The 23,984-nt window shown below is 70.7% G+C and carries 22 protein-coding genes; 13 read left to right on the top strand and 9 right to left on the bottom strand.

Annotated elements, in window-relative coordinates; translation table 11 throughout:
• Window positions 1-2,191 precede the first annotated feature (2,191 nt).
• The gene (locus OG389_RS36625; RefSeq protein ID WP_239516702.1) at window positions 2,192-2,830 is read left to right on the top strand and encodes a hypothetical protein; all 639 of its coding nucleotides are present in this window, start codon (window positions 2,192-2,194) and stop codon (window positions 2,828-2,830) included.
• Window positions 2,827-3,300 carry a MarR family transcriptional regulator gene (locus OG389_RS36620; RefSeq protein ID WP_250744360.1) on the top strand — a complete coding sequence of 158 codons (474 nt, stop codon included), beginning with the start codon at window positions 2,827-2,829 and terminating at the stop codon, window positions 3,298-3,300. Before OG389_RS36625 ends, OG389_RS36620 begins: the two co-directional genes overlap by 4 nt.
• 528 nt (window positions 3,301-3,828) lie before the next feature.
• Here the strand turns inward: OG389_RS36620 and tpg are convergent.
• The 5 genes from tpg to OG389_RS36595 all read right to left on the bottom strand — a co-directional run bounded on the left by tpg (window position 3,829) and on the right by OG389_RS36595 (window position 9,835).
• Window positions 3,829-4,383 (bottom strand): telomere-protecting terminal protein Tpg, encoded by a 555-nt coding sequence (gene tpg, locus OG389_RS36615; RefSeq protein ID WP_328304728.1) that lies wholly within the window; start codon window positions 4,381-4,383, stop codon window positions 3,829-3,831.
• Window positions 4,384-4,392: 9 nt separating this feature from the next.
• Window positions 4,393-6,705, bottom strand: a complete 2,313-nt coding sequence (tap, locus tag OG389_RS36610; protein ID WP_328304726.1) for a telomere-associated protein Tap — start codon at window positions 6,703-6,705, stop codon at window positions 4,393-4,395.
• A gap of 91 nt (window positions 6,706-6,796) precedes the next feature.
• The gene (locus OG389_RS36605; RefSeq protein ID WP_328304724.1) at window positions 6,797-7,693 is read right to left on the bottom strand and encodes a ParB/RepB/Spo0J family partition protein; all 897 of its coding nucleotides are present in this window, start codon (window positions 7,691-7,693) and stop codon (window positions 6,797-6,799) included.
• On the bottom strand, window positions 7,690-8,979 hold the full coding sequence (locus tag OG389_RS36600) for a ParA family protein (RefSeq protein ID WP_328304722.1): 1,290 nt from the start codon (window positions 8,977-8,979) through the stop codon (window positions 7,690-7,692). The genes OG389_RS36605 and OG389_RS36600 overlap by 4 nt, the downstream gene beginning before the upstream one ends.
• A gap of 181 nt (window positions 8,980-9,160) precedes the next feature.
• Window positions 9,161-9,835, bottom strand: a complete 675-nt coding sequence (locus tag OG389_RS36595) for a ScbR family autoregulator-binding transcription factor (RefSeq protein WP_328304720.1) — start codon at window positions 9,833-9,835, stop codon at window positions 9,161-9,163.
• 262 nt (window positions 9,836-10,097) lie between these two features.
• Here OG389_RS36595 and OG389_RS36590 point away from each other — a divergent pair, with 262 nt between their 5' ends.
• The 6 genes from OG389_RS36590 to OG389_RS36565 all read left to right on the top strand — a co-directional run bounded on the left by OG389_RS36590 (window position 10,098) and on the right by OG389_RS36565 (window position 16,058).
• Entirely contained in the window at window positions 10,098-10,862 is a 765-nt protein-coding gene (locus OG389_RS36590; protein ID WP_328304718.1) for a TetR/AcrR family transcriptional regulator, read from the top strand.
• Between the two features lie 811 nt (window positions 10,863-11,673).
• Window positions 11,674-12,396: a ScbR family autoregulator-binding transcription factor gene (locus tag OG389_RS36585; protein WP_328304716.1), complete on the top strand. Its 723-nt coding sequence runs from the start codon at window positions 11,674-11,676 to the stop codon at window positions 12,394-12,396.
• Window positions 12,375-13,562 carry an epoxide hydrolase family protein gene (locus tag OG389_RS36580; protein WP_328304714.1) on the top strand — a complete coding sequence of 396 codons (1,188 nt, stop codon included), beginning with the start codon at window positions 12,375-12,377 and terminating at the stop codon, window positions 13,560-13,562. Before OG389_RS36585 ends, OG389_RS36580 begins: the two co-directional genes overlap by 22 nt.
• Before the next feature lie 100 nt (window positions 13,563-13,662).
• Window positions 13,663-14,580 carry an NAD-dependent epimerase/dehydratase family protein gene (locus tag OG389_RS36575; protein ID WP_328304712.1) on the top strand — a complete coding sequence of 306 codons (918 nt, stop codon included), beginning with the start codon at window positions 13,663-13,665 and terminating at the stop codon, window positions 14,578-14,580.
• A 6-nt stretch (window positions 14,581-14,586) separates the two neighbouring features.
• On the top strand, window positions 14,587-15,510 hold the full coding sequence (locus OG389_RS36570; protein ID WP_328304710.1) for an RNA polymerase sigma-70 factor: 924 nt from the start codon (window positions 14,587-14,589) through the stop codon (window positions 15,508-15,510).
• A 41-nt stretch (window positions 15,511-15,551) separates the two neighbouring features.
• Complete coding sequence (locus OG389_RS36565) at window positions 15,552-16,058, top strand: DinB family protein (RefSeq protein ID WP_328304709.1); 507 nt, start codon at window positions 15,552-15,554, stop codon at window positions 16,056-16,058.
• Between the two features lie 25 nt (window positions 16,059-16,083).
• Here the strand turns inward: OG389_RS36565 and OG389_RS36560 are convergent, their stop codons facing one another.
• Together OG389_RS36560 and OG389_RS36555 are read right to left on the bottom strand one after the other, a co-directional pair.
• The gene (locus OG389_RS36560; RefSeq protein WP_328304708.1) at window positions 16,084-16,635 is read right to left on the bottom strand and encodes a flavoprotein; all 552 of its coding nucleotides are present in this window, start codon (window positions 16,633-16,635) and stop codon (window positions 16,084-16,086) included.
• A gap of 33 nt (window positions 16,636-16,668) precedes the next feature.
• Complete coding sequence (locus tag OG389_RS36555; RefSeq protein ID WP_328304707.1) at window positions 16,669-17,523, bottom strand: alpha/beta fold hydrolase; 855 nt, start codon at window positions 17,521-17,523, stop codon at window positions 16,669-16,671.
• A 121-nt stretch (window positions 17,524-17,644) separates the two neighbouring features.
• On the opposite strand from OG389_RS36555, the gene OG389_RS36550 reads away from it, so the two are divergent.
• The 3 genes from OG389_RS36550 (at window position 17,645) to OG389_RS36540 (ending at window position 19,769) form a co-directional block, all read left to right on the top strand.
• Window positions 17,645-17,848 carry a DUF4287 domain-containing protein gene (locus tag OG389_RS36550; protein WP_328304705.1) on the top strand — a complete coding sequence of 68 codons (204 nt, stop codon included), beginning with the start codon at window positions 17,645-17,647 and terminating at the stop codon, window positions 17,846-17,848.
• Between the two features lie 140 nt (window positions 17,849-17,988).
• Window positions 17,989-18,825: an NmrA family NAD(P)-binding protein gene (locus OG389_RS36545; protein WP_328304703.1), complete on the top strand. Its 837-nt coding sequence runs from the start codon at window positions 17,989-17,991 to the stop codon at window positions 18,823-18,825.
• A gap of 32 nt (window positions 18,826-18,857) precedes the next feature.
• Window positions 18,858-19,769, top strand: a complete 912-nt coding sequence (locus OG389_RS36540; protein ID WP_328304701.1) for an AraC family transcriptional regulator — start codon at window positions 18,858-18,860, stop codon at window positions 19,767-19,769.
• Between the two features lie 97 nt (window positions 19,770-19,866).
• On the opposite strand, the gene OG389_RS36535 is transcribed toward OG389_RS36540, so the two are convergent.
• On the bottom strand, window positions 19,867-20,361 hold the full coding sequence (locus OG389_RS36535; RefSeq protein ID WP_328304699.1) for a GNAT family N-acetyltransferase: 495 nt from the start codon (window positions 20,359-20,361) through the stop codon (window positions 19,867-19,869).
• Between the two features lie 199 nt (window positions 20,362-20,560).
• Between OG389_RS36535 and OG389_RS36530 the strand changes: the two genes are divergently transcribed.
• Entirely contained in the window at window positions 20,561-21,091 is a 531-nt protein-coding gene (locus OG389_RS36530; RefSeq protein ID WP_328304697.1) for an anthrone oxygenase family protein, read from the top strand.
• Between the two features lie 64 nt (window positions 21,092-21,155).
• Here OG389_RS36530 and OG389_RS36525 read toward each other — a convergent pair whose 3' ends face one another.
• A complete protein-coding gene (locus OG389_RS36525; RefSeq protein ID WP_328304695.1) occupies window positions 21,156-21,647 on the bottom strand; it encodes an anthrone oxygenase family protein in 492 nt (163 codons plus the stop codon).
• Window positions 21,648-21,935: 288 nt separating this feature from the next.
• Here OG389_RS36525 and gdhA point away from each other — a divergent pair, with 288 nt between their 5' ends.
• Entirely contained in the window at window positions 21,936-23,300 is a 1,365-nt protein-coding gene (gene gdhA, locus OG389_RS36520) for an NADP-specific glutamate dehydrogenase (protein ID WP_328304693.1), read from the top strand.
• The last annotated feature ends 684 nt before the right edge of the window (window positions 23,301-23,984 follow it).

Here is a 23,984-nt window from a genome sequence, read left to right as displayed (position 1 = left end):
TCAGGCGCTGCGCGCCTGGGAAGGGAAGCCCCTTCGCTGCGCTCGGGGGCTGGCCGCTTCGCGGCCAGGGTCAGCGCTGCGCGCTGATGTCCTCCGCTTCGCTCCGGACTTGGGGGCGCTGCGCGCCTCCGGAGGAGAAACCCCCTCGCTGCGCTCGGGGGGCTGGCCGCTTCGCGGCCTAGGGCTGCCCCTTCGGGGCAGGCCCCTCCGCTTCGCTCCGGGGAAGGGGGAGAGCCCTGGGTACTGGGGGAAGGGAACTCCCTCGCTGCGCTCGGGAGCTGGCGGCTTCGCGGTTAAGGTCACGCCGGTGTCCTCCGCTTCGCTCCGGACCTGGAGGCGCTGCGCGCCTCCAGAAAAGAGACCTCTTCGCTGGGCTCAGAAGCCGGCCGTTTCACGGCCTTGAGCTGTTGCTTCGGGGGAAGACCCCTCAGCTTCGCTCTGAGGCTGAAGGCGATACAGGCCTCGGACGAATGCTCTTGCCGCGCTCAGGGATCAGCCGCTTTGAGGCCAAAAGGCCAGCGCTCCGCGCTGGAATCCTCCGCTGCGCTCCGGACTTCGAAGCGCAGCACACCTCTAAAAGACGAACTCCCCCACTGAGCTCAAAGGTCAGTGACTTCGAGGCCTAGAGCTGCCCCTTTGGGGCAAGCCGCTCCGTTTTGTTTCAGGGTTGGAGACGTTAGGGACTATTGGAGACTCCCTGGTCGTGTTAGGGGGTGGCCTCTTCACAGTCTGGTTTTTCAGGGGTTTGGTTGTTTGATGCCCTGAGCTTTGATTCTTGCGTGAGGTCTCTCAGCTTGGTTCTGGGCTGGAGGCGTTGTGTTGGTTCCAGAGGACTCTCTCTACTTGCGCTTGGCAGACAGGGTGAGGGTTAACTGCTGAGGTCCTTTGCTTTGCTTCGGAACTGGAAGTGCTGTGTACGTCAGGGGAAGCCAGGACTCTTGATGTACTAGGGCTGATCCTTGGGGACCTCCTAGGTGTGCTCGAGGAGGTTAACCGCTGAAGTACTTTGCTTCGAGGTTGGTCGTTTTATGGGCAGGAGTGTTTGGAGAAAGTGACCTTACAGTCAAGTGTCAGTCTCTGGGCTCCTCTGAATCGCTGAGCTGGGTTAAGGATGGTTTCGGGGGGTGTGCTTCGCTGAGGTCTGGATTTGGAAGTCTTTGGCGTCCGTTTCGAGTCCGAATTTTGCCTCAGTTCGAGGAACTGCCCTGTGCGTTTGAGAACCTTGAGTAGAGGAGCCTTCTGGAGGTTGAGCTCAGCTTTGGAGCGAGGGACCTTGGGGCGTTCGGTGCTGGGCTCACAGAGATGCTCGAGAGCTATACCCGGATTTGGTGGGAGCTCAACAGGTCCCGATTGAGATCGAATCAGCCAACGCCGTTTTGGTGAGGTTTAAGGGTTGCGTCGGTGTGGGTGGAGGCCTTCACGGTGGTGAAGGTTGCGTTCTGTCGGAGTGGTTGAGGCTCAGGGTTCTGTGGACCTTGATGACCTGGCGCTTTGGCTGGTGGTCTTAACGGCGTTAACGGTGTGGTGCTGGCTGGGTGTTAACGCCGTTAAGACCCAGCCAGCGGGTGTGATTCAAAATGTTACGTGGATAGAGATGGGAATCAGTCAGATTCTGCGGGGTGGTGGCTGGGTAGCGAGGGGTTTGCCAGCGGTTGACAGGGCCCTGAGGGGCCCTGGTTCTTGGTGGTTGGGGAGGTCTCGGAACAGCTTTGAAGACGGCGTTCAGAGCCCGCACCGGAGCGACCACCGGCCTATAGAAAGTACGGAGATGCGTCGTCGCAGGTCAGAGGGGGTGCAGTACAAAAGATATGTCCCCCCAGGAGGGACATATCTCGGTGGTTGTGTCGCTGCTAGGGGGACACAACGACTGCAAAACGTCAGTGGTGCTGACGTAAAATGCGCTAAAACGTCGGGGCCGCTGACGTATTGGAGGAGATCTGCCGGCGAACTGGTGGCAGGGTGGGTGGGGTTGGTCGGTGGGGGCGGAGGAGGTGCTCCGGAACGGTGTGGCTGAGATATGTCACCTGTGAGGGGACACAAGACACGCCGAACGTCAACGAGCGTGACACTTGTGTCACCCTTGTTGACATACTGATCTCCGCAGATCAACGGAGTGGAGAGCAGCCTCGTGTCATCAGAGCCACAGCGCCGCCGGGGCAATCCGGTAGGGACCCCGCGTCCCGATCTGCCGGTGGACGACGCGATCTCTGCGTGGAGTCAGCCGCTGGCTCCGGTGAAGGACCTGGACAGCCTCGCGAAGCGGTACCCGACGCGGAAGCTGACTCTGGACGGCGAGCGCAAGCCGTTGGAGTTCTACGGGACCGAGAACCAGCCGAATGCGTTCTCGATGGACAGTCTCGAGTTCTTCCTGGTGATCGCCCAGTACTTCCGGGAAGCGCTGCCCCTGCGGCTGATCCTGCTGCTCATCGCCTGTCAGCGGGCGGGGGGGCGGATTCCACTTACCCAGGAGGAGATGGCTACCATCCTGGATGTCAGCCGGACGAAGACCTCGGAAGCTCTGCACACGGTGATGTCTCATGGGATCGTCTTCAAGGTGCGGCGGGGTGTGTATCAGTTCAACCCGCCCTACAGTTACCGGGTGGCGGAGTTCATCCCGGGTACCGAGATGACGGGTGAGTTCGTGAAGGTGGAGCAGCACGGCACCATTTCGCAGATCCGTAGCGATACGAGTCTGCCGGACCTGGTGCGCTTCCCCTCGCTGGACCACATGAGGCAGGCCATCGCGGAACTGCGGGCCGAACGGGCAAGAGAGCGCGCTGCGCGTCGGGTGAGCCGGACGAAGCGCACGGGAGAAGGGACGGCTCAGTGAGCACCTTGCGATTCGCTGCGGTCAACGCCGACGGGCTTCTCTCCGACCTCGACCTTCCGCCGGCGGCCTACCGCGTACTGCTGAAGTTGCGTTCGCTCAGTGAGCCGGGCGGGCGGATTCTCATCGACCAGGCGACGGTCGGCGGGATGCTGGACCTGAGCCGGCCGAGCGTGAACGCCGCGCTGCGGAGCCTGGAGCTGGCGAAGTTGGTCCGGAAGATCCGCAACGGGGTCTACCAGATCAACCCGATGCTGGCCGGGTACACGTCGTTCGAGGACGCGGTCGCGGCCGTGAACGAGATGGACGCGGAGGAGCGGCTGGACGCGCGGGGCTATGTGGCCAGCTACCACCGGGCGGTGGCGGCGTATCAGGACCAGCTCGCCGAGCAGCGCAAGAAGCGGGCGGCCCAGGCCGTCGCGAAGAAGGCGGCGGAGTCGAAGCGGCGTAGGGCACTGCACGCTGTTGGCTGATTGTGTGGCGTTGAAGGGCTTCTGAGGGGTTCTCAGGGGCTTGTGAGGGCCTCGGGGCATCCCCGGGGCCCTTTGTGGTGTCCGGGGGTCTCAGGGGGGCGTGGAGGGGTTTGCGGGGGGAGAGGGGTCTGGGGTGGCCCAAGGTTGGGGAGCGTGGTGGGGTGGACGCCGGCTGTCCGGCTCACCGCACCCTTGTGGCGGGATCCGCGCGCTCCGTTCTGCAGGACGTGGAGGTCGAGGTCTGCCGGGGAGGCCGGGGCCATGATCGCTGAGAACTCCGTGAAGTGGGTGTTCCGGAGGGTGAACCGCATGATCCGGGTGCCGCCGTCAACATGGGCGACGATGCCCGCACCACCGTTGACCAGTGCGATCTGCGCGCTCTGGGCGAAGGGTGCGGGCGTGGCGGCCTGACGGGCCACCAGGGTGGCTCCACGGACTGCAGGGCCTCGTCCGCCGGGCGTCTCCACCGGGCGGGCTTCCGAGGGGGCTTCCTGGCGGGATCCGGTCCGGCGACCTTCGAACGAGCGGTCAGAAGTTGAGCTCGACGTAGTCGATGTCGGTGAACTCGACCAGGAGGCCCTGGGCCCGGGCGCCGTGGTCCTTGAAGTAGATCTCCTGGAGTCCTTCGGCGGCGATGTTGCGGAGCTGGGCCTCGTTGGCGCCGGCCTCCTGGGCGGTGAAGAGGCGGGAGGCGTACTCCGGGGGGAGGTGCTGGGTGATGCGGCGCATGCGGCCGTCGTCGGTGGTGCCGGGGGCGGCGCTGAAGCCGAAGCGGGCGCGGGTCTCGATGACCAGGCCGGTCTGCTTCGCGGCCTTGGCGCGGGCCCGCTTGCGGACGAGCGGCTGCCAGCGGCGGCGTACCTCGCGCTCCAGGCGGGTGGAGAGGGCCGGCTTGGGCTGCTTGATCTGGTCCTTCACGTACCGCTCCACCGTGCGCCGGGAGATGGCGAGGAGGTCAGCCACGGCCTTCGTGGACTTGAGCTGCTTCACGAGGTACCGGACCTGGGCTCCCGCCGATTTCGGGATGGGGCGGGTGAAGTTCTGTTCGTCGGCGCGGTCGAGGCTGTCGCTGATCTCGGACATGAGTGGCTCTTACTCTCCGTCGGCCGCGGCGTCGTGGCCCTTGATGTGGCGGGCGGGGTTGTGGCGTTCGTCGAGCATCTGGACGGCCCAGAGGAGGGGCTGGGTGCCCTCGTGCTTGACCATGCCGGGGCTCACACCGAGGCGGAAGCCGCCGGGTACGGGCTTGCCCTCGGGGGTGCGGGGGAGGAAGTCGAGGGGGCTGGGGCCGTCGGAGAGGTAGACGGCGCAGTCGGAGAGGACGGCGATGGGGTAGAGGTCGGCCGCGGCCGCCAACTTGTACATCTTGCGGTGCATGTTGACCCGGGCCGTCGAGATGACGGCGGCCCGGATGTCGGGGCGCCAGGTGGGCCGTTCGAGGGCGGGCCAGCTTTCGCCGGGGCGGTAGCCGGCGCCCTGGGGGCGTTCGCGGAGCTTGCCGATGCCGCCCTTGACGGTGGACTTGATCGCGGAGAGGACCGCGGTCTGGGGGTTGGGGTGGGCGTCTTCCTTCTTGTACGCCGTCATGGCTTCCAGGAACTCGGCGTCGGTGAGGGTCGAGTGGACGCCGAGCTCCGCCATCGTCGCGATGTACGCGTCCCGCAGGCGGGTGTACCAGGCGTCGAGGTACGGGCCGTTGTCCGGGCGGAGCCAGGCCTCGGTGGGCTGGACGGTGAGGCCGAGCTCTTGGGCGTAGGCGAGTGTCGGAGTGGCGTACCAGGCGGGGCCGGTGGGCGGGCGGCCGTGCGGGGTGAAGGGGTTGGGGAGGCGGGGGTCCAGTCCTGGGAGGGTGGGGTCCGCGGCGGAGAGGTCCGCCAGCCAGCAGCCGGGCAGCTTCGGGTCGAAGCGGGGGCGGGGGGTGTGGACGGCGGGGCCGATGCCGACGGTGAGGCGGTTGGCCGCCACGGCGAAGGCCATGTTCACGTCGATGCCGACGGCGTGGGTGCGGGTGCACTCGGCGTCGGTGAGGAGCTGGGGATCGCGGATCCAGTCGTACGCCTCCTCGTCGAGGACCTGGTCCGGGGTGCGCTGGTGGGCGCGGGGGTAGAGGGCCGCGACGACCGGGTGCTCGTCGGGGGCCTCCGGGGGAGCGGGATCGACCGGGCGGACGAGGGAGCCGGGGACTGGGGCCGAGACCCAGGTGTTCGTGGACTCGTCGCGGGCCGCACGGGTGGGCGGGCGCAGCGCCGTCATGAGCTCCAGGCCGGAGACTGCCGTCGAACCGCGGGGGGTGAGCACGCGGGTGGCGTAGGAGGTGAGCAGCTCGGCGAGTTCCGGGGCGGGGAGGTGGGAGGTGTCCTCGCCCCAGGCGCGGGGGTCGAGGGCGCCCCAGGGGAGGATCGCGAGCTGTACGCACTGGCGGCCGGTGGTGGGGGTGGCGGGGCGGTAGATGCGGGGCCAGGGGCCGAAGCCGCGGCGGGTCAGCTGCCACTTGGCTTTGGTGAGCTGCTTGATGACGGGGTGGTCGTCGGGGAGGCGCAGGCCGCGGCGGTCCTCGAGGACGAGGGGGAGTCCGAGTGCCTCGGTGGCGGCGGGGGTGAGGACGAGGAGGGGGTCGCCGTCCTTGCCGTTGTGGTGGAGGCGGGGGGAGCGGAGGTCGGCGTCGGGGCCGAGGGCCCAGGTGATGAGGGCGGGGAGGGTGGTGGGGGGTGTGAGGATCACGCCGTTGGCGGCGTGGGCTTTGCCTGTGCCGTCCAGGACGGCGAGGGGGCCGTTGCCCTTCGGGGTGATGGACCTGCGGGGGGCTGCCGCCGGGCGGGTGGGGGGTGCCGGGCGGGTGGGGGTGGGGGTGTGGGGGTGCGGGTGAGCGGGGTGCTGCGGGGCTGTTCCCCTATCCGCCCCTTCCCGGAACTGGGGCTCTGCCCCAGGCCCCGTTTCCGGGGCTGCGCCCTGGGGGCCGGCGCCTTCGGCGCGGGCCTCGGTGGCCTCGGCGCGGGGGGTGGCGTTAACGGCGTTAATGCTGGGTGCGGCCTGGGGCTCGGTGGGCCTCGGCTCCGCGGTGGCGTTAACGGCGTTAATGGGTGCGGCTTCGGCATTGGTGGCCTCGGGCTGCGTGGTGGTGTTAACGGCGTTAATGGGGTGGAGGTCTGCCAGGCCGTTGAGGAGGCGGGCGTAGGCGGCGCGTTTGGGGGGGCGGGGGGACGTGCGGCCGGTTTCCCAGGAGGTGACCGTTTCGCGGCGGACGGAGAGGGCCTGGGCGATCTGGTCCTGGCTCAGACCCGCGGCTTCGCGGAGGCGCTTGCGCTCGTCCGGGTGCGGCAGGGCGTCCTGTGCCGCCGCCTCTTCCAGCAGGGCGTCGACCGCGGCGAAGAGCGTGGTCTGTTCGTGGTCGTGCGTGTGGTGCATGGGAACCTCCAGGCGCAGCTTATGCGAACCGCACCGTGGAACGCACGCGAAACACACGTGGGGGCGGTGGTGGCCCAACGCCCCCGTCGTGTCAGATGCGGGTCAGCAGCAGCTCGGTGACCGCCTTCAGGTCGTCCGGGGTGAGGTGTGCGGTGAGGGCGTCCGCGATGGTGTCGGGGGAGTCGGCCGCGATGGTGATGCGGCGGGGCGAGGTGTGGGGGGTGGGCTGGGGCTGGTCGGTCGTGGGGGTGGGGGCCGGGCGGGTGCGCTGGCGCGGGGGATTAACGGCGTTAACGGCTTCCTCCGCCGCTGTCGCCTGCTCCTCCTGGGGGAGGCGGCCGATGCGGCGGGCCGGTTCCACCTTCAGTTCGCCCGTCTCCACCTTGTCCTGGAGCTCCGGGGTGAGGTTGAGGAGGGTCAGGCGCTGGGAGACCCAGGCCGGTGTCTTGCCGAGGCGCTTGGCGACCTGGGCCTGGGAGCCGTGGACCTCTACGAGTTCCTGGAGGGCGCGGGCCTGGTCCATGGGTGCCACGTCGACGCGGTGGACGTTGGCGATGAGCGCCGACTCCAGGATGTCCGCCGCCGAGGTGGCGAGGGAGTCGTTGACGTGGATGTGCATGCTGCGCAGGCCCGCGCGCTGGGCTGCCGCCAGCCGCCGGTTGCCGTCGATGACCACGTACGGGGCGCGGCCCAGGCCGTCGGTGTGGCCCGGGTGGGCCTCCATGAAGGCCATGCGCGTGGCGACCGCCAGGGGCTGCAGCTGGCCCCGGACGGTGAGGGAGGCTGCCAGCTCTTCGAGCTCCGTGAGGTCCTCGCGGAGGTTGAAGGGGTTGTGGGCGAGGGCCTCGATGGGGACTTCCGAGGGTGGGACCACGCCGGAGGTGGGGGCGCCGGTGGCTTCCGCGATGGCCGCGCGGCGGGAACTGACGCCGACCGGCTGGGCGCGGGCGAAGGAGGTCGAGACTCCGAGTTTGTCGGCCTTGCTCATGAGATCTCCCTTGCGAGGGCGCGCAGGGCGATCGCCTGGTCGCCCTTGGGTGCGTAGACGAACAGCGGCTGCTTCACGCGGACCGCTTCGCGCTGTTCCTTGAGGTCGGGAACGATGGCCACCACGCGCGGATCCTTTATGTCCATCCAGGCCTGGAGGGAGGAGGTCGCGATGTAGCCGCGGCGGCCGTCGTAGAGGTTCACGACGAGGCCGAGGTAGTCGATGTCGAGGCTGAGATCGTCGCGGAGGTCGTTGATCTGGGAGGTGAGGAGGTCGTAGGCGTCCGCCGAGGAGTCCTCCGCCTGTACGACGATCAGCGCGCCGGAGGCGCCCGGCTGTTCGGTGTCGCGGCGCCGGCCGTAGTAGATGGCCGCGTCCATGCTGAGGCCGAGGCTCGGGGGGCAGTCGATGAGGATGACGTCGTAGTCGGACTCGACCGGGGCGAGGGCGCGTTCCAGGGCGGCCTCGCGGGCGCGGACCGTGGAGAGGCGGACGTCGAGCAGGAAGGCGTCCGTGCAGGCGGGGAGGATGTGGAGGCGGTCGCCGAAGCGGTCGTCCGGGATGGGGACGATCAGGTCGGCGAGGGGGCCCTTCGCCTCGCCGGCCATGTGGCAGGTGAGGCTGTCACCGCCGATGGGCAGCGGCTGTTGGCCGAGTTGCTTGGTGAGGTGGCCCTGGGGGTCGAAGTCGACCAGGAGGACGCGCATCCCGAGACCGGGCAGGTCTTCGAGGTCGACCGGCGGGGCGGACGGCGTGGACACTGCGGACGCGGTGGACGCGGTGTGCTCCGGGTCCGGTTCCTCGGTGGCCGAGAGCCGGGCCAGTTGGCGGGCCACGCGGACCGGGTGGAGGCTGTCCGGATCCTCGGCGAGGGCTTCGGCGGTGCCGGCGGTGATGGCCGTCTTGCCGACGCCGCCCTTCTGGTTGCACACCACGATGCGGCGGACGACCGAGGGCCGCTTCACGGTGGGGGCCGGGTTCATCTCCAGCCAGAGGCGGACGGCTTGGGCGAGTCCCTGGATGAGGGAGACGCCGCGGTCCTTGGAGCCGGCGCGGAAGGACTCCCACTGCCCGGCGGGCAGCCAGGTGGAGAAGGATTCGGCGCCGGAGGTGTCGACGGGGGAGGGCGCGGAAGCGAGCGCGCTCCACTGGGCGATGCCCTGGTGGACGGCGTCCTGGATGTCCACCCGCAGCTGGGCGGTACGGATCTTCAGTTCCTGGCGCAGCCACGGAGGGAGTTTGGAGACGACCTTCTCTCGGTCGCTCGGTGACGAGGGCGAAGTCATGAGGGGGACTTTACTAACGTTCCAGGGTGTCCGGGGCCGCCACGCTTGAGTTTTGCTAACGAAGTGGTGTGGATCCGCCCAGCGATTGCCCCCGGATGCGGGACAGGGCGGCCTCGCACACGCCGTAGTGAGCACCCCCGTGGTTCACCACGGCGTGTGCGAGGCCGCCCTGGACGCGCCGTCAGCCGGCCGTCGGCTTGGGGGAGTCGGGGCTCGGCAGGCCGAGCAGGGCCCGGCACTCGAATGAGCCGGCGGGGTGGAAGAGGGGGATGCGCTGGGCGGGCACGATCCCGGGGAGCAGGAACGTCCACATGTCGGTGACCCGCGCGTGCAGGTCCTCGCGGCGGGTGCGCACGTGCGAGGCCACCTGGATGCCGGTGAACGAGCCGACGAGCATGGTCGCCAGGTCGTGCACGTCGACGGACGGCAGTACGTCGCCGCGCTCCTGGGCCGGCGTCAGGCAGTCGCCGCAGGTGTCGATCCAGCCGTTGTACTGGCTCGGGTCCGGGTCGGTGAAGGAGCCGAACTCGACGACCAGGCGGATGGCGGCGCGGATCCGGACGTTGGTCTGCAGCCCGAAGGCCATCTGGTGGGTCAGGTCGATGACGGTCTGGAGGCCCGGGTTCACGATGGCGGGAACGCCTTCGGAGACCTGGAACTGCTCGTCCATCAGGGTGCGCGCGAGGGCTTCCTTGGACGGGAAGTGGAAGTAGAGGGCGCCCTTGGTGACTCCGGCGTGCCCGACCACCTCGGTCAGGCTGGTGCCGTGGAAGCCGGCCCGGTCGAAGGAGATGGCCGCGCCGTCGAGGATCGCCTGCCGGGTGATCTCCGCCCGTTCCTGTCTGGCCTTCGCCATGCGTGTTCTCCCTGGGATCGCGGTAGTTCGCGGCGGAACCGCAGAGTTGATCACGTTGGTTCGTCCGGGCCAATCTAGGCACATGATGATGAAGAAAACCAGTCACCCAGTACTTTTTATAGAAGTGGATCATTAACGGCGTTAACGCGGGGCCGGGGTCGGGGTGGGGGGAGGGTTGGCCGCGCTGGCGATGCGGCGGCATTAACGCCGTTAACGTGTACGGTAGACGCAATTTAATGGCGGGTGAGGACGAGGGGATCCGATGACGGGCGCGGACGAACAGTGGGGCGCGGCGCTGCGGCTGCTCTGGGGGCCGCCGGCCAAGCCCGCGCGCGGGCCGAAGCGGGGGCTCACGCTGGAGGGGATCGCCGGGGCCGGGGTCGTTCTCGCCGACGCCGAGGGGCTGGCCGGCGTATCGATGCAGGGGGTGGCCGGGCAGCTGGCCGTCACGAAGATGGCGCTGTACCGGTACGTGCCGGGCAAGGCGGAACTGATCGCGCTGATGGTGGAGGCCGCGATGCCGGACGCCTCGGTGCTGGACGGCCGTCCGGCGGAGGAGGGTTGGCGCGAGCGGCTCGGGGCGTGGGCGCGGGAGCTGCTGGCTGGGTTCCGGGCGCATCCGTGGTTGCTGGAAGCGACGGTCGGGGCGCGGGTGATGGGGCCGGGCGAGGTCGGGTGGATGGAACGGGCGCTCGCCGCGCTCGACGGGTGCGGGCTGACCGGAGCCGAGTCGATCGACGCGGTGGTTCTGCTGTCGGGGCACGTGCGGGGGATCGCGGAGCAGGAGCGTGCGATGGGCGGTGGTGCGGGCGGGGTGTCGGGCGAGGGGCCCGATGCGCAGCTGACGACGGTGCTCGGAGAGGTGATGCGGGTGCACGGGGAGAGGTACCCGGCGCTCGGGGCCGCGCTGGCCTCCGCGGCGGAGGCCGGGGGGCAGGACCAGGCGCTGGACTTCGGGCTGGAGCGCATTCTCGACGGGCTCGGGCAGCTGGTGGCGGAGCGGGCCGGTGGGCGGGGGCGGGGTTAGGCATTAACGGCGTTAACGGTGGCGAGGTGTGCGGGGGGTGGTGGAGCGGGGTCGTGGTGGTGAGGCCTGGGCATTAACGGCGTTAACGGTGGCGGGTGTGGGGCTCGTGCGGGGTGCCGGGGCGCGGGGGTGTCGGGGTGCGGGCATTAACGGCGTTAACGCCTGGGTGGGGAGTGCGGCGGTGCGGCGGGCATTAACGGCGTTAACGCTCCGGGTGTGAGGCGGGTGGTGGAGGGAGGTCGCGGGGGCATTAACGGCGTTAATGCTCCGGTGCGCGGATGCGGGTGTGGGTGCGTGGTCGAGGGCGGTGGTGGAGGCGGGCCGCCGCTTGGGTATTAACGGCGTTAACGCTCTGGGGCCGGGAGGCGGCTGTGGAGGCGGCGGCCGGCGCGGGCATTAACGGCGTTAACGGTGGCTGGGTCGGGGCTTCGTGGTCGTGCGGACCGGGGTGGGCATTAACGGCGTTAACGGTGGTGGGTGGGGTCCGTCGCGGAGCGGCGTGGGGTGGGGGCGTTAACGCCGTTAATGGTGGGGGCCCTTGGCGGTGGAAGGTGTGCAGAGGCCGACCAAACGGCCGTCTTCTCCGGTGGATTACGCGGGTTGCCGGGCCTGGGGACCATCTTTGTGAGATGTGCTGATCCGGGCTGAAACACGGGCCGCGGGTGGGTTCGGCATCGGAACCAGAGGTGCAGACTCGGTCGACAACTGCCGATATAAGCTTGATAGCTTACGGACCTTCAGGTTTGGTTTGCCGGGCCGGTGCATGCCGTTTGCGCGTGCTCCCGCAGGCCCTTGGAGATCGGAGACGCTCGTGGTCAGGCAGGAGCGTGCGGTCCGGACGCGCCGGGCAATCTTGGAAGCGGCGGCGGTGGTCTTCGACGAGCGCGGCTACGACGCCGCCACCATCGCGGAGATACTCGCCCACGCGGGGGTGACCAAGGGTGCTCTCTACTTCCACTTCTCCTCGAAACTGGAGCTGGCACAGGGCGTGCTCGACGCGCAGTTCGACAAGTGCCTGGTGCCGCCCCGGGCCAGCAAGCTCCAGGAGCTGGTCGACGTCGCGATGGTGCTGGCGTACCGGATGAAGTACGAGCCGATGCTCAGCGCGGGCGCCAGACTCTCGCTCGGCCCCGACACACTGGAGATGCGGGGCGGCGCGGTGCCGGGGTGGATCGAGATCCTGCGCAAGCTGCTGTGCGTGGCCAAGGAGCAGGGCGAACTGCTGCCGGACGTGGATCCCGCCGAGACGGCCTGGATCCTGTCCGCGTGCTGGTCGGGCGTGCAACTCTACTCGCAGACCCTCAACGACCGCGCGGACATCGAGGGCAGGGTGGCCACGCTCTACCGGCACGTGCTGCCGGGGATCGCGACGCCGGCCATGCTCAGTCGGCTGGACATGGCCGATGACCGCGGCCGGCGGGTGGTGGCGGAGGTTGCGACAAGGGCAGCGCGGGCAGCACGGGCAGGGGCAGGGGCAGGGGCGGGGGCAGGCCTTGGCGTCGGCTCCGAGGCGTGTGCGGTTCCGAGGGCGTGAGCGGCATCGGGCAGTGGGCCGGTCCCTTCCGGCTGGACGTGGCGCAGGCGGAACTGGACGATCTGGCGTACCGGCTGGAACGGACCCGGTGGCCCGACGAGTTGCCGGGGGTGGGGCGGGCGTACGGGATGCCGCTCGGGGAGCTCCGCGAGCTCGCGGAGTACTGGCGCACCGGTTACGACTGGCGCGCGGCCGAGGCGCGGCTGAACGAATGGCCGCAGTACACCACCGTCATCGACGGGGCACGGGTGCACTTCGCGCACCTGCGCTCGCCCGAGCCGGACGCGACGCCGCTGCTCATGACCCACGGCTGGCCCGGCTCCTTCGTGGAGTTCCAGAAGGTGGCCGGCCCGCTGACGGATCCGCGGGCGCACGGCGGGGATCCGGCCGACGCCTTCCACCTGGTGCTGCCCCACATCCCGGGCTTCGCCCTGTCGGGGCCGACCACCGAACGCGGCTGGGAGTTCAAGCGGGTGGCCCGGGCCTTCGGGGTCCTGATGGAGCGGCTCGGGTACGGGGCGTACGGGGTCCAGGGCGGCGACTGGGGCGCCGCCGTCTCGCGGGAGCTGGGGCGGATCCGCCCCGGGAACGTGCGCGGGGTGCACCTGAACCTGTTCCCCGGCGGCGGGGCCACCGCCGAGCCCCAGCCCGAGGAGCTGGCGGAACTGAGCCCGGCGGAGCGGCAGCGCACGCTCGGCTCCTGGGAGCGGTACCGGGTGTGGGCGCGCGAACGGCAGGGCTACGCCGACATCCAGGCGACCCGGCCGCAGACCCTCGCGTACGGGCTGAACGATTCCCCGGTCGGGCTGCTCGCCTGGATCGGGGAGAAGTTCGCGGAGTGGAGCGACCCCGCGTGCCCGCCCGATCGCGATCAAGTGCTGACCAACGTGATGCTGTACTGGCTGACCGGGACCGCCGGTTCGGCCGCCCGCATCTACTACGAGCGCGCGCACGCCGATTACCAGGGCTCGGCGCCGGAGGTGTCGGACACCCCGACCGCGCTCGCCGACTTCCCCCGGGACAACTTCGTACCGCTGCGGCACGTCGCCGCGCGGACGGACCGCATCGTGCGCTGGACCTCGTACGACAAGGGCGGGCACTTTCCCGCGATGGAGGTGCCGGAGCTCCTGGTGGACGACGTCAGGGCCTTCTTCCGGTCGGTGTGACCGCCGGACCCCTCGCGTGTGGGTCAGGTTACTTCCGTGTCGTGTCACGTTCCGGGGCGGCCGTCTGTCCCATGGGTGACACCGGGACGGGGAGACGACCATGAAGGTTCTGCTGGCGGGTGCGAGCGGGGTTCTGGGGCGGCGGGCGGTACGGGGTCTGCGCGCGGCCGGACACGAGGTCGCCGGGCTCGGCCGGGGCGCCGGGACGGAGGTACGGGCCGACCTGCTCGACCGCGAGGGTCTGCTGCGCGCGGTGGACGGGCTCGGCTTCGACGTGGTCGTGCACGCGGCCACGGCGCTGAACGGCAGGACGATGGCCCGTCACCAGGACATGGCGGCCACCAACGCGCTGCGCACCGAGGGCACCGTCAACCTGCTGGCCGCCGCCCGCGAGACCGGGGCTCGGCGGTTCGTCGTGGAGTCGATGATGTTCGGCTACGGGTACGGGGACCACGGCGGGGCCGTGCTCGGCGAGGACGACGGCTTCGGGCCGCGGGGTAGGAACGTCTGGCTGGAGCGGCACGTCGGCGCGATGCGGACCAAGGAGGAACTGGCCTTCACCGCCGACGGGATCGAGGGGGTCAGCCTGCGCTTCGGGCTGTTCTACGGAGCCGGCATCACCGACACCGACCTGGTGCCGATGCTGCGCAGGCGCGCACTGCCCGTGGTGGCCGCCAAGGGGCGGGCGCTGAGCTGGGTCGACGTGGCCGACGCCGCGCGCGCGGTGGTCGCGGGAGTGGAGTCGGGGCGGGCGGGACAGGCGTACAACATCGCCGACGACGAGCCGTTGGGCTGGGACGCGCACATGCGGGCGGCGGCCGGGGCGTTCGGGGCGCCCGCGCCGCTGACCGTACCGCTGTGGGTCCTGAAGGCGGCCCCGCTCGCGCACACCATCATGGGCACCGACCTGCGTCTTTCGAATGCGAAGGCCGGGCGGGAACTGGGCTGGGTCCCGGCGTACGCGAACAGCGTGGCCGGGGTGCTCGCGCTTGCGGAAGCCGCGGTGGCGGCAGCATGATCGTTCGTGACCACCGCAGACCTGGCTCCCTTCGCCGCGCATCGACGGCTGCTCTTCGATGTCGCCTACCGGATGCTCGGCAGTGTCGCGGACGCCGAGGACGTGCTCCAGGACGCGTGGCTGAGTTGGGACCGCGCCGACCGGTCTGCGGTTGTCAACCCGCGGGCCTATCTGGTGCGTACGGTCACCAATCTGTCGCTGAACCGGCTCACCTCGGCCCGCGCCGCCCGTGAGACCTACGTCGGGCCGTGGCTGCCGGAGCCGCTGCTGACCGCGCCCGATGTCGCCGAGGAGGCGGAGACGGCCGAGACGGTCTCGACCGCGATGCTCGTGGTGCTGGAGAGCCTGAGCCCGCTGGAGCGCGCCGTGTTCGTGCTGCGCGAGGTGTTCGGGTACTCGTACGCGGAGATCGCGGGGACGCTGGACCGGGCGGAGGCGACCGTACGGCAGACCGCGCACCGGGCGCGCGAATACGTGCGGGCGCGGCGGCCGAGGTTCGCGGCCGAGCCCGGGCAGCGCACCGAGGTGACCCGGCGGTTCCTGGCGGCGTGCGCGGGCGGGGACCTGAACGCGGTGATGGAGCTGCTCGCCCCCGAGGTGACGGCCTGGTCGGACGGCGGCGGCAAGGTGACGGCGGCCCGGCGGCCGTTGCACGGGGCCGATCACGTGGCGCGGTGGCTGCTGGGGATGCTGGCCAAGCCCTCGCTCGCGAGCGTGCGCCTGGAGCCGGCGCGGGTCAACGGGGAGGAGTCGGTGGTGTTCGTGTACGGGGGAGCCGCGTGCGCGGCGTTGACCTACGACCTGGATCCGGTGGACGGGCGCCTGGTGAACCTGCGGTTGCAGGTGAATCCGGAGAAGGTGGCGGGGTTGGCGGGCTGGAGCACTGCAGTGCGGGAGCGCTGGAGCGCGGCCGGGCCGTCCGGGATGTGAAACGGTGCGCGCGGAGTCCGTACGGCTGTGATCATCATCCGATGATCGACGAGCAGCGGACCCGGCCCGTACTGGTGGGCGACGAACGTGCCACCCTGACCAGCGTTCTGCAGTGGCAGCGGGACACCCTGATGCTGAAGTGCGCGGGGCTGACGGACGAGCAGTTGCGGCTCAGGGCGGTGGCACCGTCCGGGCTGAGCCTGCTCGGGCTGGTGCGGCACCTGGCGGAGGTCGAGCGCGGCTGGTTCCGCAACGTCGTGGGCGGTGAGGACGTGCGGGGCTACTTCCCGAAGAACGAGGCGGGAGAGTGGACCGAGTTCCATGTCGACGACGCCGACGTGGCAGGGTCGTTCAGGATCTGGGAGGACACCTGCGCACGTTCGCGGGCGGTCGTGGACGCGGCCGAATCGCTGGACGTGACCGGGTCCTACGACGGGCAGGCCTACTCCCTGCACTACGTGCTGACCCACATGATCGAGGAGTACGCCCGGCACAACGGGCATGCGGACCTGCTGCGCGAGGCGATCGACGGGACCACGGGGGAGTAGGCGCGGGCGGGAGCCCGGGGCGGCGCTAGGCGGTGGCTGCCGTGATGCGGTCGACAGCGTCCAGGGCCACCGGCCAGGGGAAGTGCGCCGGGGCGTCCGGGCCCGCCGGGCCGGGGGCGAATCCGTTCTCCCCGAAGAGCACGGAGACGCCGGCGCCGCGCAGGACGGCGAGGGACTGGTCGAACTGCGGGTGGGCGGCGAGGGCCGCGTTCGCGCAGGGCATGGTGACGACAGGGGTGCCCTTGCCGATGGCCTCGGCGGCGACGCCGACGACGAACCGGTCGGTGAGGCCGAGGGCCCAGGCGTTCACCGAGTTGAAGGTGGCCGGGGCTATGAGCAGGGCATCGGCCGCCGGCCAGACGTCGGGCTCACCGGGCAGCTTGTACTGCCAGCGGACCGGGTGGCCGGTGAGCGCGGCGAGGCCATCGAGGTTGCCGGACAGCCAGTGCGCGGCGGTGGGGGAGAGGCCGAGGCAGACGTCCCAGCCCCGGGACTGGGCGTCCTCGATGACACGGGCCACGTCGAAGACGGGCGGGGCGGCGGAACAGAGCAGGTAGAGGGTCTTCGTCGTGGTCATACCGCAATGTGATCATATCGCTCGATCTCGAGTTCACTTGAGGGTCGATGGCGGCGACGATGTGAGGAACTCCGAGAGCAGGGCGTGCAGGGCGGCCGGCCGGTCCAGGTGGACGTCGTGACCCGAGCCCGGGACTGAGGCCGCCGTCAGTGCCGTGGACGGGGCCGCCGAGTCGAGCATCCGGATGGACTCCGCGGGCGGGACGATGCCCTTCTCCCCGATGACCAGCAGGGTGGGACACCGGACCGCCTGCCACTGCGGCCACCAGTCACGGGTGCCGTTCTCGGCGATGGCCGCGACCATCACCGCACGCTCGAAGCGTGGGTACCAGCCGTCCTGGCGTTGCTCCAGACCGGCAGCCCAGGCTTCGCCGTTCAGGCCCTGCCCGCTGAGGAACGCGTGCGCCGCGGCCCGGGAGGGGAAGGGGAGCGGCCAGGAGTCCAGCCAACTGCCGATCTGCTCCGGGGTGTCCGGGTCGGCCCTGGCCGCTCCGGCCTCGACCAGCACGAGGCCCCGTACGCGGTCCGGGTGGGCGGCGGCGGTGAGCATCGCGGTGTGGCCGCCGAGTGACTGGCCCACCAGCACCGGGCGGTCCAGGCCGAGTTGTTCGCAGACGGCCAGCACGTCCGCCACGTACGCGGCGCGGGAGACGTCCGCGGGCAGGCGTTCGCTGGCGCCGTGACCGCGCTGGTCCACCGCCACCACCCGGTGGCGCGGGGCGAGGTGCGCGGCGGCCGCGTCCCATTCGCCCGCGTGGCCGGCGAGGCCGTGGAGGAGGACCACGGGGGTGGCTGAGGCGGGGTGGGGTGTGTCCGGACTAGGGGAGTGCCAGTCCCGGCAGGTCAGGCGTACGCCGCCCCGGGTGACGGTTCGCTCGGTCCATGTCATTCGAAGATCATCGGGTATTTGCGTCGTGCGTCCGATGAGTTTTCGGAGCCCGGGGTGTCTACACCTCGTACGCCGCACGAGACGGCCGCGAGTGCGGTCGCCCGAGAGGAAGAAGATCGCGATGACCGAACCGGTGAAGGGCCCCGCCAGCTACTTCCCTTCCATCGAGAAGAAGTACGGCCGCCCGATCGCGCAGTGGCAGGAGCTCATCCGGTCCTCGCCGCTGACCAAGCACATGGAACTGGTGGCCTGGCTGAAGAGCGAGCACGGGATCGGGCACGGGCACGCCAACGCGCTCGTGGCGCACACGCTGGGCAAGGGGTAGGCGCGCGGCCGGTGCGCGGCGCGGTGGCGCGGTGCGGCGTGGTGGCGCGGTGCGGCGTGGTACGGCGCGTGGACGCAGGCGTATGTGGTTGAGCTTCTCGGCGATGTTCCGTCTCAGGCGGGGAGCGTTGACTGATTCCCATGACGAAGACATCGCAACAGACGCAGAACGCTCCCCGCACACTGGTCATCGGCGGCAGGGGCAAGACGGGACGGCGTGTGGCCGAGAAGCTCACCGCGCTGGGCCGCCCGGTCCGCATCGGGTCGCGCTCCGGAGAGCCGGCCTTCGACTGGAACGAGCCCGCGAGTTGGGGGCCGGCGCTGGAGGGCGTGGACCGGGCGTACGTCACGTACTACCCCGATCTCTCCTTCCCCGGCGCCGTCGAGCAGATCGGCGCCTTCGCCCGTGCGGCGGTGGCCGCCGGGACGCGTCGGCTGGTGCTGCTCTCGGGGCGCGGCGAGGAGGCGGCGCAGCGGAGCGAGGACGCGCTGAAGGAGTCGGGGGCCGACTGGACGGTCGTGCGTGCGGCCTGGTTCAACCAGAACTTCGACGAGAGCTTCTTCGTGGGGCCCGTGCTGGCGGGCGAGATCGCCCTGCCGACGGCCGACGCGGTCGAGCCGTTCGTCGATGCCGACGACATCGCCGACGTGGTGGTGGCCGCCCTGACCGAGGACCGGCACATCGGCCGTACGTACGAGCTCTCCGGGCCGCGGCTGCTCAGCTTCTCCGACGTCGCCGCCGAGCTGTCGAAGGCGACCGGGCGCGAGATCGCGTACGTCCCGGTCTCGAACGAGGCCTACCGGGCGGTGCTGCGCGAGAACGGGCTGCCGGAGGAGTTCACGGACCTGTTCACGCTGATCCTGGACGGGCGCAACGCGCACGTGGTGGGTGGGGTGGAGGAAGTGCTTGGCCGGCAGCCGAGGGATTTCGCGGAGTTCGCGCGGGAGGCGGCGGCGCGCGGTGTCTGGGACGCCTAGGAAGGGCAGGAGCAGACGGGGAGAATGGGCCGATGGATACGCTGACGGCTCTGCTCGAAGGCCCCAAGGCCAGATCGGCCTACCTCATCAAGTCCGTGTTCAGCCCGCCCTGGTCGGTCCGGATCGAGGACCGGGCCCCGCTGTCGGTGATGACGATGGTGCACGGGTCGGCGTGGCTGCTGCCGGACGGGGGCGAGCCGGTGCTCGTCTCGCCGGGCGAGGCGGCGCTGGTGCGGGGACCGGATCCGTACACCCTCGCCGACGCCAAGGGCACGCCCGTGCAGATCAGGGTGGGTCCGGACCAGCGGTGCAGCAGGGTCGGCGACGGCGAGGACGTATCCGACTCCATGACCATCGGAGTGCGGACGTGGGGCGAGGAGAGCGGCTCGGCGGTGCTGCTGAGTGGCACGTACCAGGACCCGGGCGAGATCGGCAGCCGGCTGCTCACCGCGCTGCCGGCGGTGCTGGTCGGCCCGGTGGACCCGACGCTGGTCGCGCTGCTGGGAGCGGAGATCTCCCGTACGGAGCCGGCCCAGGAGCTCGTCCTGGACCGGCTGTTGGACCTGCTGCTGATCGGCGTCGTACGCGGCTGGCTCGCGGAGCGCGGCGGCGCCGAGAACGACCCGGTGACCGGCCCGGCGCTACGGCTGCTGCACGAGAACCCCGCGTACGGCTGGACGGTGGAGGCGCTGGCCCGCAAGGTCGGTGTCTCGCGGGCCGCTTTGGCCCGGCGGTTCGCCGAGCTGGTCGGCGAACCCCCGATGTCCTATCTGACGGGCTGGCGGCTCGCCTTGGCGGCGGACCTCCTGCGCGACCCGTCCACGACGCTCGCTTCGGCCGCCCACCAGGTCGGATACAGCTCGGCCTTCGCCCTGTCGACGGCCTTCAAGCGGGTACGGGGGATCAGCCCGCGGGAGTTCAGGGCGGGGGCGGCCTCGCGATAGGGCTGTCCGTCCGGGGTGGGGCGGGGCGGAGGCGTCCGGGCGGCGAGCCGGCCGGTGTCGGCCGGTGCCGGCCGCCAGAATCGGGCCGCACTGACGATCACGGGCCGGTCAGGTCCAGTACGCCGACCGTTTCGCCGCCGCTCTGTTCGCCCGTCGGGCGGAAGCCGAGGGAGAGGTAGAAGGGTTCGGGGGTGCCCGGGCCGAGGCGCCAGGTGACGTAGGCGTGGGAGGCGCCGCGGCGGCGGAGTTCGGTGGTGACCGCCGTGACGGCGAAGCGGCCGTAGCCCTTGGACTGGTGGGCGGCCGAGATGTTCAGGCGCCACAGGCCGGAGCGGACGTCGCGGGGGTCCGCGGCGGGGTTCCATGCGATGTCGAGGAAGGCCATCACGAAGCCGACCACCTCGTCGCCGTCGACGATCGCCCGGGGCCAGGCGGTCTCCCCGTGGGCGTATGCCTCGGCCAGTGACTTCACGACCGGGGTGACGAGGTGCTCCTGGTCGGGGCGGACCGCCAGCGCGCAGACGGCGTCGACGTTGTCGGGGGTGACCGGTTCGAGGCGAGGGGACGGGGTCCGGGGGGTGGGCGTGCTCATTCCCGCAGCCTACGTGCGCGTTACATGCAGGCCCGGGCGGGGTCAGTACGGGACGGAGATCACTGGCCGGTCGCGGGAGGGGATGGCACGATCAGCAGCCGTCGGGGGGTAGTTGGGCCTCCTGATGTCATTTATTCGTTCGTTCGCTCTTTTTCGGATTCGCGTCAATTTCATTCAGATTCAGACGGGGGCACAGCCGATGGGATCCACGGGCACCAGACTCGCCAGCGTTCTGCTCGTACTGTCGACCGTACTGGTCGGCCTGATGGCGGGACTGTTCTTCGCCTTCGACGTCTCGGTGATGCCGGGGCTGGCGAAGACCGACGGCCGTACGTACGTCACGGCGATGCAGAGCTTCAACGCCGTCATCGACGGCAACCCGGTCTTCGGGACGGTCTTCGTCGTCGCACTGCTCGCGGCCGTCGCCGCGGCCTTCGTCGAGGCACGGGCCGGGCGGCGCGGGGTCGCGCTGTGGACCGCGGTGGGCGCGGCGGCGTACCTCGTCGTTCTCGTCGTCACCTTCGCGGTCAACATTCCGCTCAACAACGAACTCGCCGACGTGGGTGACGCGGCGAAGCTGACGGACTTCTCGGTCGTCGAGAAGTTCAAGGGCACCTGGGAGACGGCGAACATCGTACGTACGCTGCTCTGCGCGGCGGCGCTGACCGCCCTGGCGCGGGCGCTCGTACTGTACGGGCGGGCCACCGGGGGTGTTCGCCCGCTGAGGTGAGGTGCTGGTGGGGGGTGGGGGCGGGGGTGGGGGCGGGGGCGGGGGTGTGACGGGCTGGGCGGTGCTACGCGGCGGATGCCAGCAGGGCCCAGGACTGGCAGGCCAGGGCCGCCGTGCACAGGCCGGTGCGCCAGCGGTTGGCCGGCACCCACTTCGTCTCGAACGCCCGGCGTACGGCGGCCGGATCGGAGATCCGCTCGGCGGGGCCGGCCGCCTCCAGGGCGTTGTTGAGCGGGATGTTCACCCGGCCGGTGACCACGAGGGCGAGCGCGTAGAGGACGAGGGCCCCGGCCAGCGCGGGCAGGGGGGCGTGTTCGCCGGCGGGCAGGTGCAGGGCCAGCGCGAGGGCGGTGAAGAGGAGCGCGCCGAGGAGGGCCAGCATGAACCAGCCATTGATGATGGCGGTGTTCACGCGCTGCATCACCGCGATGAGGGTCCGGTCGTCGGAGCGCATCAGGGCCGGCATCACCGAGACGTCGAAGGCGAAGAAGAGCCCGGCCATCAGGCCCGTGGTGAGCGTCGCGGCGACGAGGGCGGCGAGCCGTGCGATGTCCATGCTGCTTGTCTATGCCCTTCTTCGTGTCCGTGTCCATGGTGGGGCTGGTGTGCCTGGCCGTGGCGGTGGGCGGGGCGGTGTGGGTGGCGGTGTGTCCGCACGGCCGTTTGGCCGTGCCGGGGGCGGGCCGAGTGGGCCGGAAAGGCTCGTGGCCCTGGTGCGCGGAGGCGCGGTACTCTCCGATTGGGACCGCGTTCGGATAATTATTTCCGCCATGCGGAAGTGTGTCCGGAGCTTCGGGCCGCATCTCGGAGCCGGTCCCGGCATCGATACCAGGAGGAACAGACCGTGACGGACCCCAAGGACCCGCAGGGCCGGCTGGACGCGCTGCGCGCCGACATCGAGCGCCGCAACCCGGCCCAGCCCGAGTTCCACCAGGCCGTACGGGAGGTCCTGGACACCCTGGCCCCCGTCTTCGCGGCGCGCCCCGAGTACGCGGAGCCGGGCGTGGCCCTGCTGGAGCGGCTCACCGAGCCGGAGCGGCAGATCATCTTCCGGGTGCCGTGGCAGGACGACCGTGGTCGCGTCCACGTCAACCGCGGCTATCGCGTCGAATTCAACAGCGCGCTCGGCCCGTACAAGGGCGGCCTGCGCTTCCACCCGTCCGTGGACATCGGCGTGGTGAAGTTCCTCGGCTTCGAGCAGATCTTCAAGAACGCGCTGACGGGGCTCGGCATCGGCGGCGGCAAGGGCGGCAGCGACTTCGACCCGCACGGCAAGTCCGACGCCGAGGTCATGCGCTTCTGCCAGTCCTTCATGACCGAGCTCTACCGTCACATCGGTGAGCACACCGATGTCCCGGCGGGCGACATCGGCGTCGGCGGCCGCGAGATCGGCTACCTCTTCGGCCAGTACCGGCGCATCACCAACCGCTGGGAGGCCGGCGTCCTGACCGGCAAGGGCCAGGGCTGGGGCGGATCGCTGATCCGTCCGGAGGCCACCGGCTACGGCAGCGTGCTGTTCGCCGCCGAGATGCTGGCCGTGCAGGGGCTGTCGCTCGACGGGCTGACGGCCGTCGTGTCGGGGTCCGGCAACGTCGCGATCTACACGATCGAGAAGCTGCAGCAGCTCGGCGCGAACCCGCTGACCGCGTCCGACTCCCAGGGGTACGTCGTTGACGAGAAGGGCATCGACCTCGCGCTGCTGAAGCAGATCAAGGAGGTCGAGCGCGGGCGCGTGAGCGACTACGCGCAGCGGCGCGGGCCGTCGGCGCGGTTCGTGCCGGGCGGGCGGGTGTGGGACGTCGCGGCGGAGGTCGCCTTCCCGTCGGCGACGCAGAACGAGCTGACCGCGGCCGATGCGCGGACCCTGATCGCGAACGGGGTCAGGGCGGTGTCGGAGGGCGCCAACATGCCGACCACGCCGGAGGCGGTGCACCTGCTGCAGGCGGCCGGGGTGGCCTTCGGGCCCGGCAAGGCGGCGAACGCGGGCGGGGTCGCGGTGAGCGCGCTGGAGATGGCGCAGAACGCGGGGCGCGTGGCGTGGAGCGCGGAGCGGGTCGAGGCGGAGCTGGCGGGGATCATGCGGGACATCCACGCGGTGTCGTACGCGACCGCCGAGCGGTACGGCTCCGCCGGGGACTATGTGACCGGCGCGAACATCGCGGGGTTCGAGCGGGTGGCGGACGCGATGCTGGCGCAGGGGTTGATCTGAGGTAGGTCGCGCGGGGTCTGGGGCGTGGGCCTCGGGCCGAGGGCCCCGGGCTTCGGGCCTCGGGTGCGCTTCGGGTGCGCTTCGGGTGCGGGCCGCGGGTCCGGATCCTGGGTGCGGCACCCGGGTGCGGACCTGGGTGCGGACCTGGGTGCGGACCCGGGTGCGGACCCGGGTGCGGACCCGGGTGCGGGGCTCGGACCCGGACCGCGGGTGTGTGTCCGGTCCGGGCGCGCGTCCGGTCCGGGCGCGTGTCCGGTCCGGGCGCGTGTCCGGGGTGGGGGTTTGGGCCGCCGGGTGTGGTGGGGTGTGCCGCTGGGTGGGTTTGTCCCCGACCCCGCCCTTCCTCCGTTCACCGGGCTCTGCCCGGACCCGTAGGAGCCTCGGGCTGCGCCCTGGCTCCTCGGGGCTGTGCCCCGGACCCCGCCGGACCCCGCCGGGCTGCGCCCCGGACCCCGCCGGGCTGCGCCCCGGACCCCGCCGGGCTGCGCCCCGGACCCCGCCGGGCTGCGCCCCGGACCCCGCCGGGCTGCGCCCCGGACCCCGCCGGGCTGCGCCCCGGACCCCGCCGGGCTGTGCCCCGGACCCCGCGCCCCACACGCCGGCGGGGCTGGATTCGCCTCGCGTGCTGACGGGTGGGGCGGTTCGAAGGTCCGCGGGGCTGGGTGGGTGTGGTCGTACGCTGGT

Origin of the sequence: Streptomyces sp. NBC_00435, assembly GCF_036014235.1 — a bacterium.
GTDB lineage: Bacteria > Actinomycetota > Actinomycetes > Streptomycetales > Streptomycetaceae > Streptomyces.
This window is presented reverse-complemented; position numbering and strand designations above follow the sequence as displayed.

What these genes read in the sequence shown, in the direction of transcription:
- OG389_RS36535 (WP_328304699.1), bottom strand. Translation starts at nt 20,361, where the DNA reads ATGAGCACGCCCACCCCCCGGACCCCGTCCCCTCGCCTCGAACCGGTC.
- OG389_RS36590 (WP_328304718.1), top strand. Translation starts at nt 10,098, where the DNA reads ATGACGGGCGCGGACGAACAGTGGGGCGCGGCGCTGCGGCTGCTCTGG.
- OG389_RS36545 (WP_328304703.1), top strand. Translation starts at nt 17,989, where the DNA reads ATGACGAAGACATCGCAACAGACGCAGAACGCTCCCCGCACACTGGTC.
- OG389_RS36600 (WP_328304722.1), bottom strand. Translation starts at nt 8,979, where the DNA reads ATGACTTCGCCCTCGTCACCGAGCGACCGAGAGAAGGTCGTCTCCAAA.
- OG389_RS36605 (WP_328304724.1), bottom strand. Translation starts at nt 7,693, where the DNA reads ATGAGCAAGGCCGACAAACTCGGAGTCTCGACCTCCTTCGCCCGCGCC.
- tap (WP_328304726.1), bottom strand. Translation starts at nt 6,705, where the DNA reads ATGCACCACACGCACGACCACGAACAGACCACGCTCTTCGCCGCGGTC.
- OG389_RS36530 (WP_328304697.1), top strand. Translation starts at nt 20,561, where the DNA reads ATGGGATCCACGGGCACCAGACTCGCCAGCGTTCTGCTCGTACTGTCG.
- OG389_RS36575 (WP_328304712.1), top strand. Translation starts at nt 13,663, where the DNA reads ATGAAGGTTCTGCTGGCGGGTGCGAGCGGGGTTCTGGGGCGGCGGGCG.
- OG389_RS36550 (WP_328304705.1), top strand. Translation starts at nt 17,645, where the DNA reads ATGACCGAACCGGTGAAGGGCCCCGCCAGCTACTTCCCTTCCATCGAG.
- OG389_RS36560 (WP_328304708.1), bottom strand. Translation starts at nt 16,635, where the DNA reads ATGACCACGACGAAGACCCTCTACCTGCTCTGTTCCGCCGCCCCGCCC.
- OG389_RS36595 (WP_328304720.1), bottom strand. Translation starts at nt 9,835, where the DNA reads ATGGCGAAGGCCAGACAGGAACGGGCGGAGATCACCCGGCAGGCGATC.
- OG389_RS36565 (WP_328304709.1), top strand. Translation starts at nt 15,552, where the DNA reads ATGATCGACGAGCAGCGGACCCGGCCCGTACTGGTGGGCGACGAACGT.
- tpg (WP_328304728.1), bottom strand. Translation starts at nt 4,383, where the DNA reads ATGTCCGAGATCAGCGACAGCCTCGACCGCGCCGACGAACAGAACTTC.
- OG389_RS36555 (WP_328304707.1), bottom strand. Translation starts at nt 17,523, where the DNA reads ATGACATGGACCGAGCGAACCGTCACCCGGGGCGGCGTACGCCTGACC.
- OG389_RS36540 (WP_328304701.1), top strand. Translation starts at nt 18,858, where the DNA reads ATGGATACGCTGACGGCTCTGCTCGAAGGCCCCAAGGCCAGATCGGCC.
- OG389_RS36525 (WP_328304695.1), bottom strand. Translation starts at nt 21,647, where the DNA reads ATGGACATCGCACGGCTCGCCGCCCTCGTCGCCGCGACGCTCACCACG.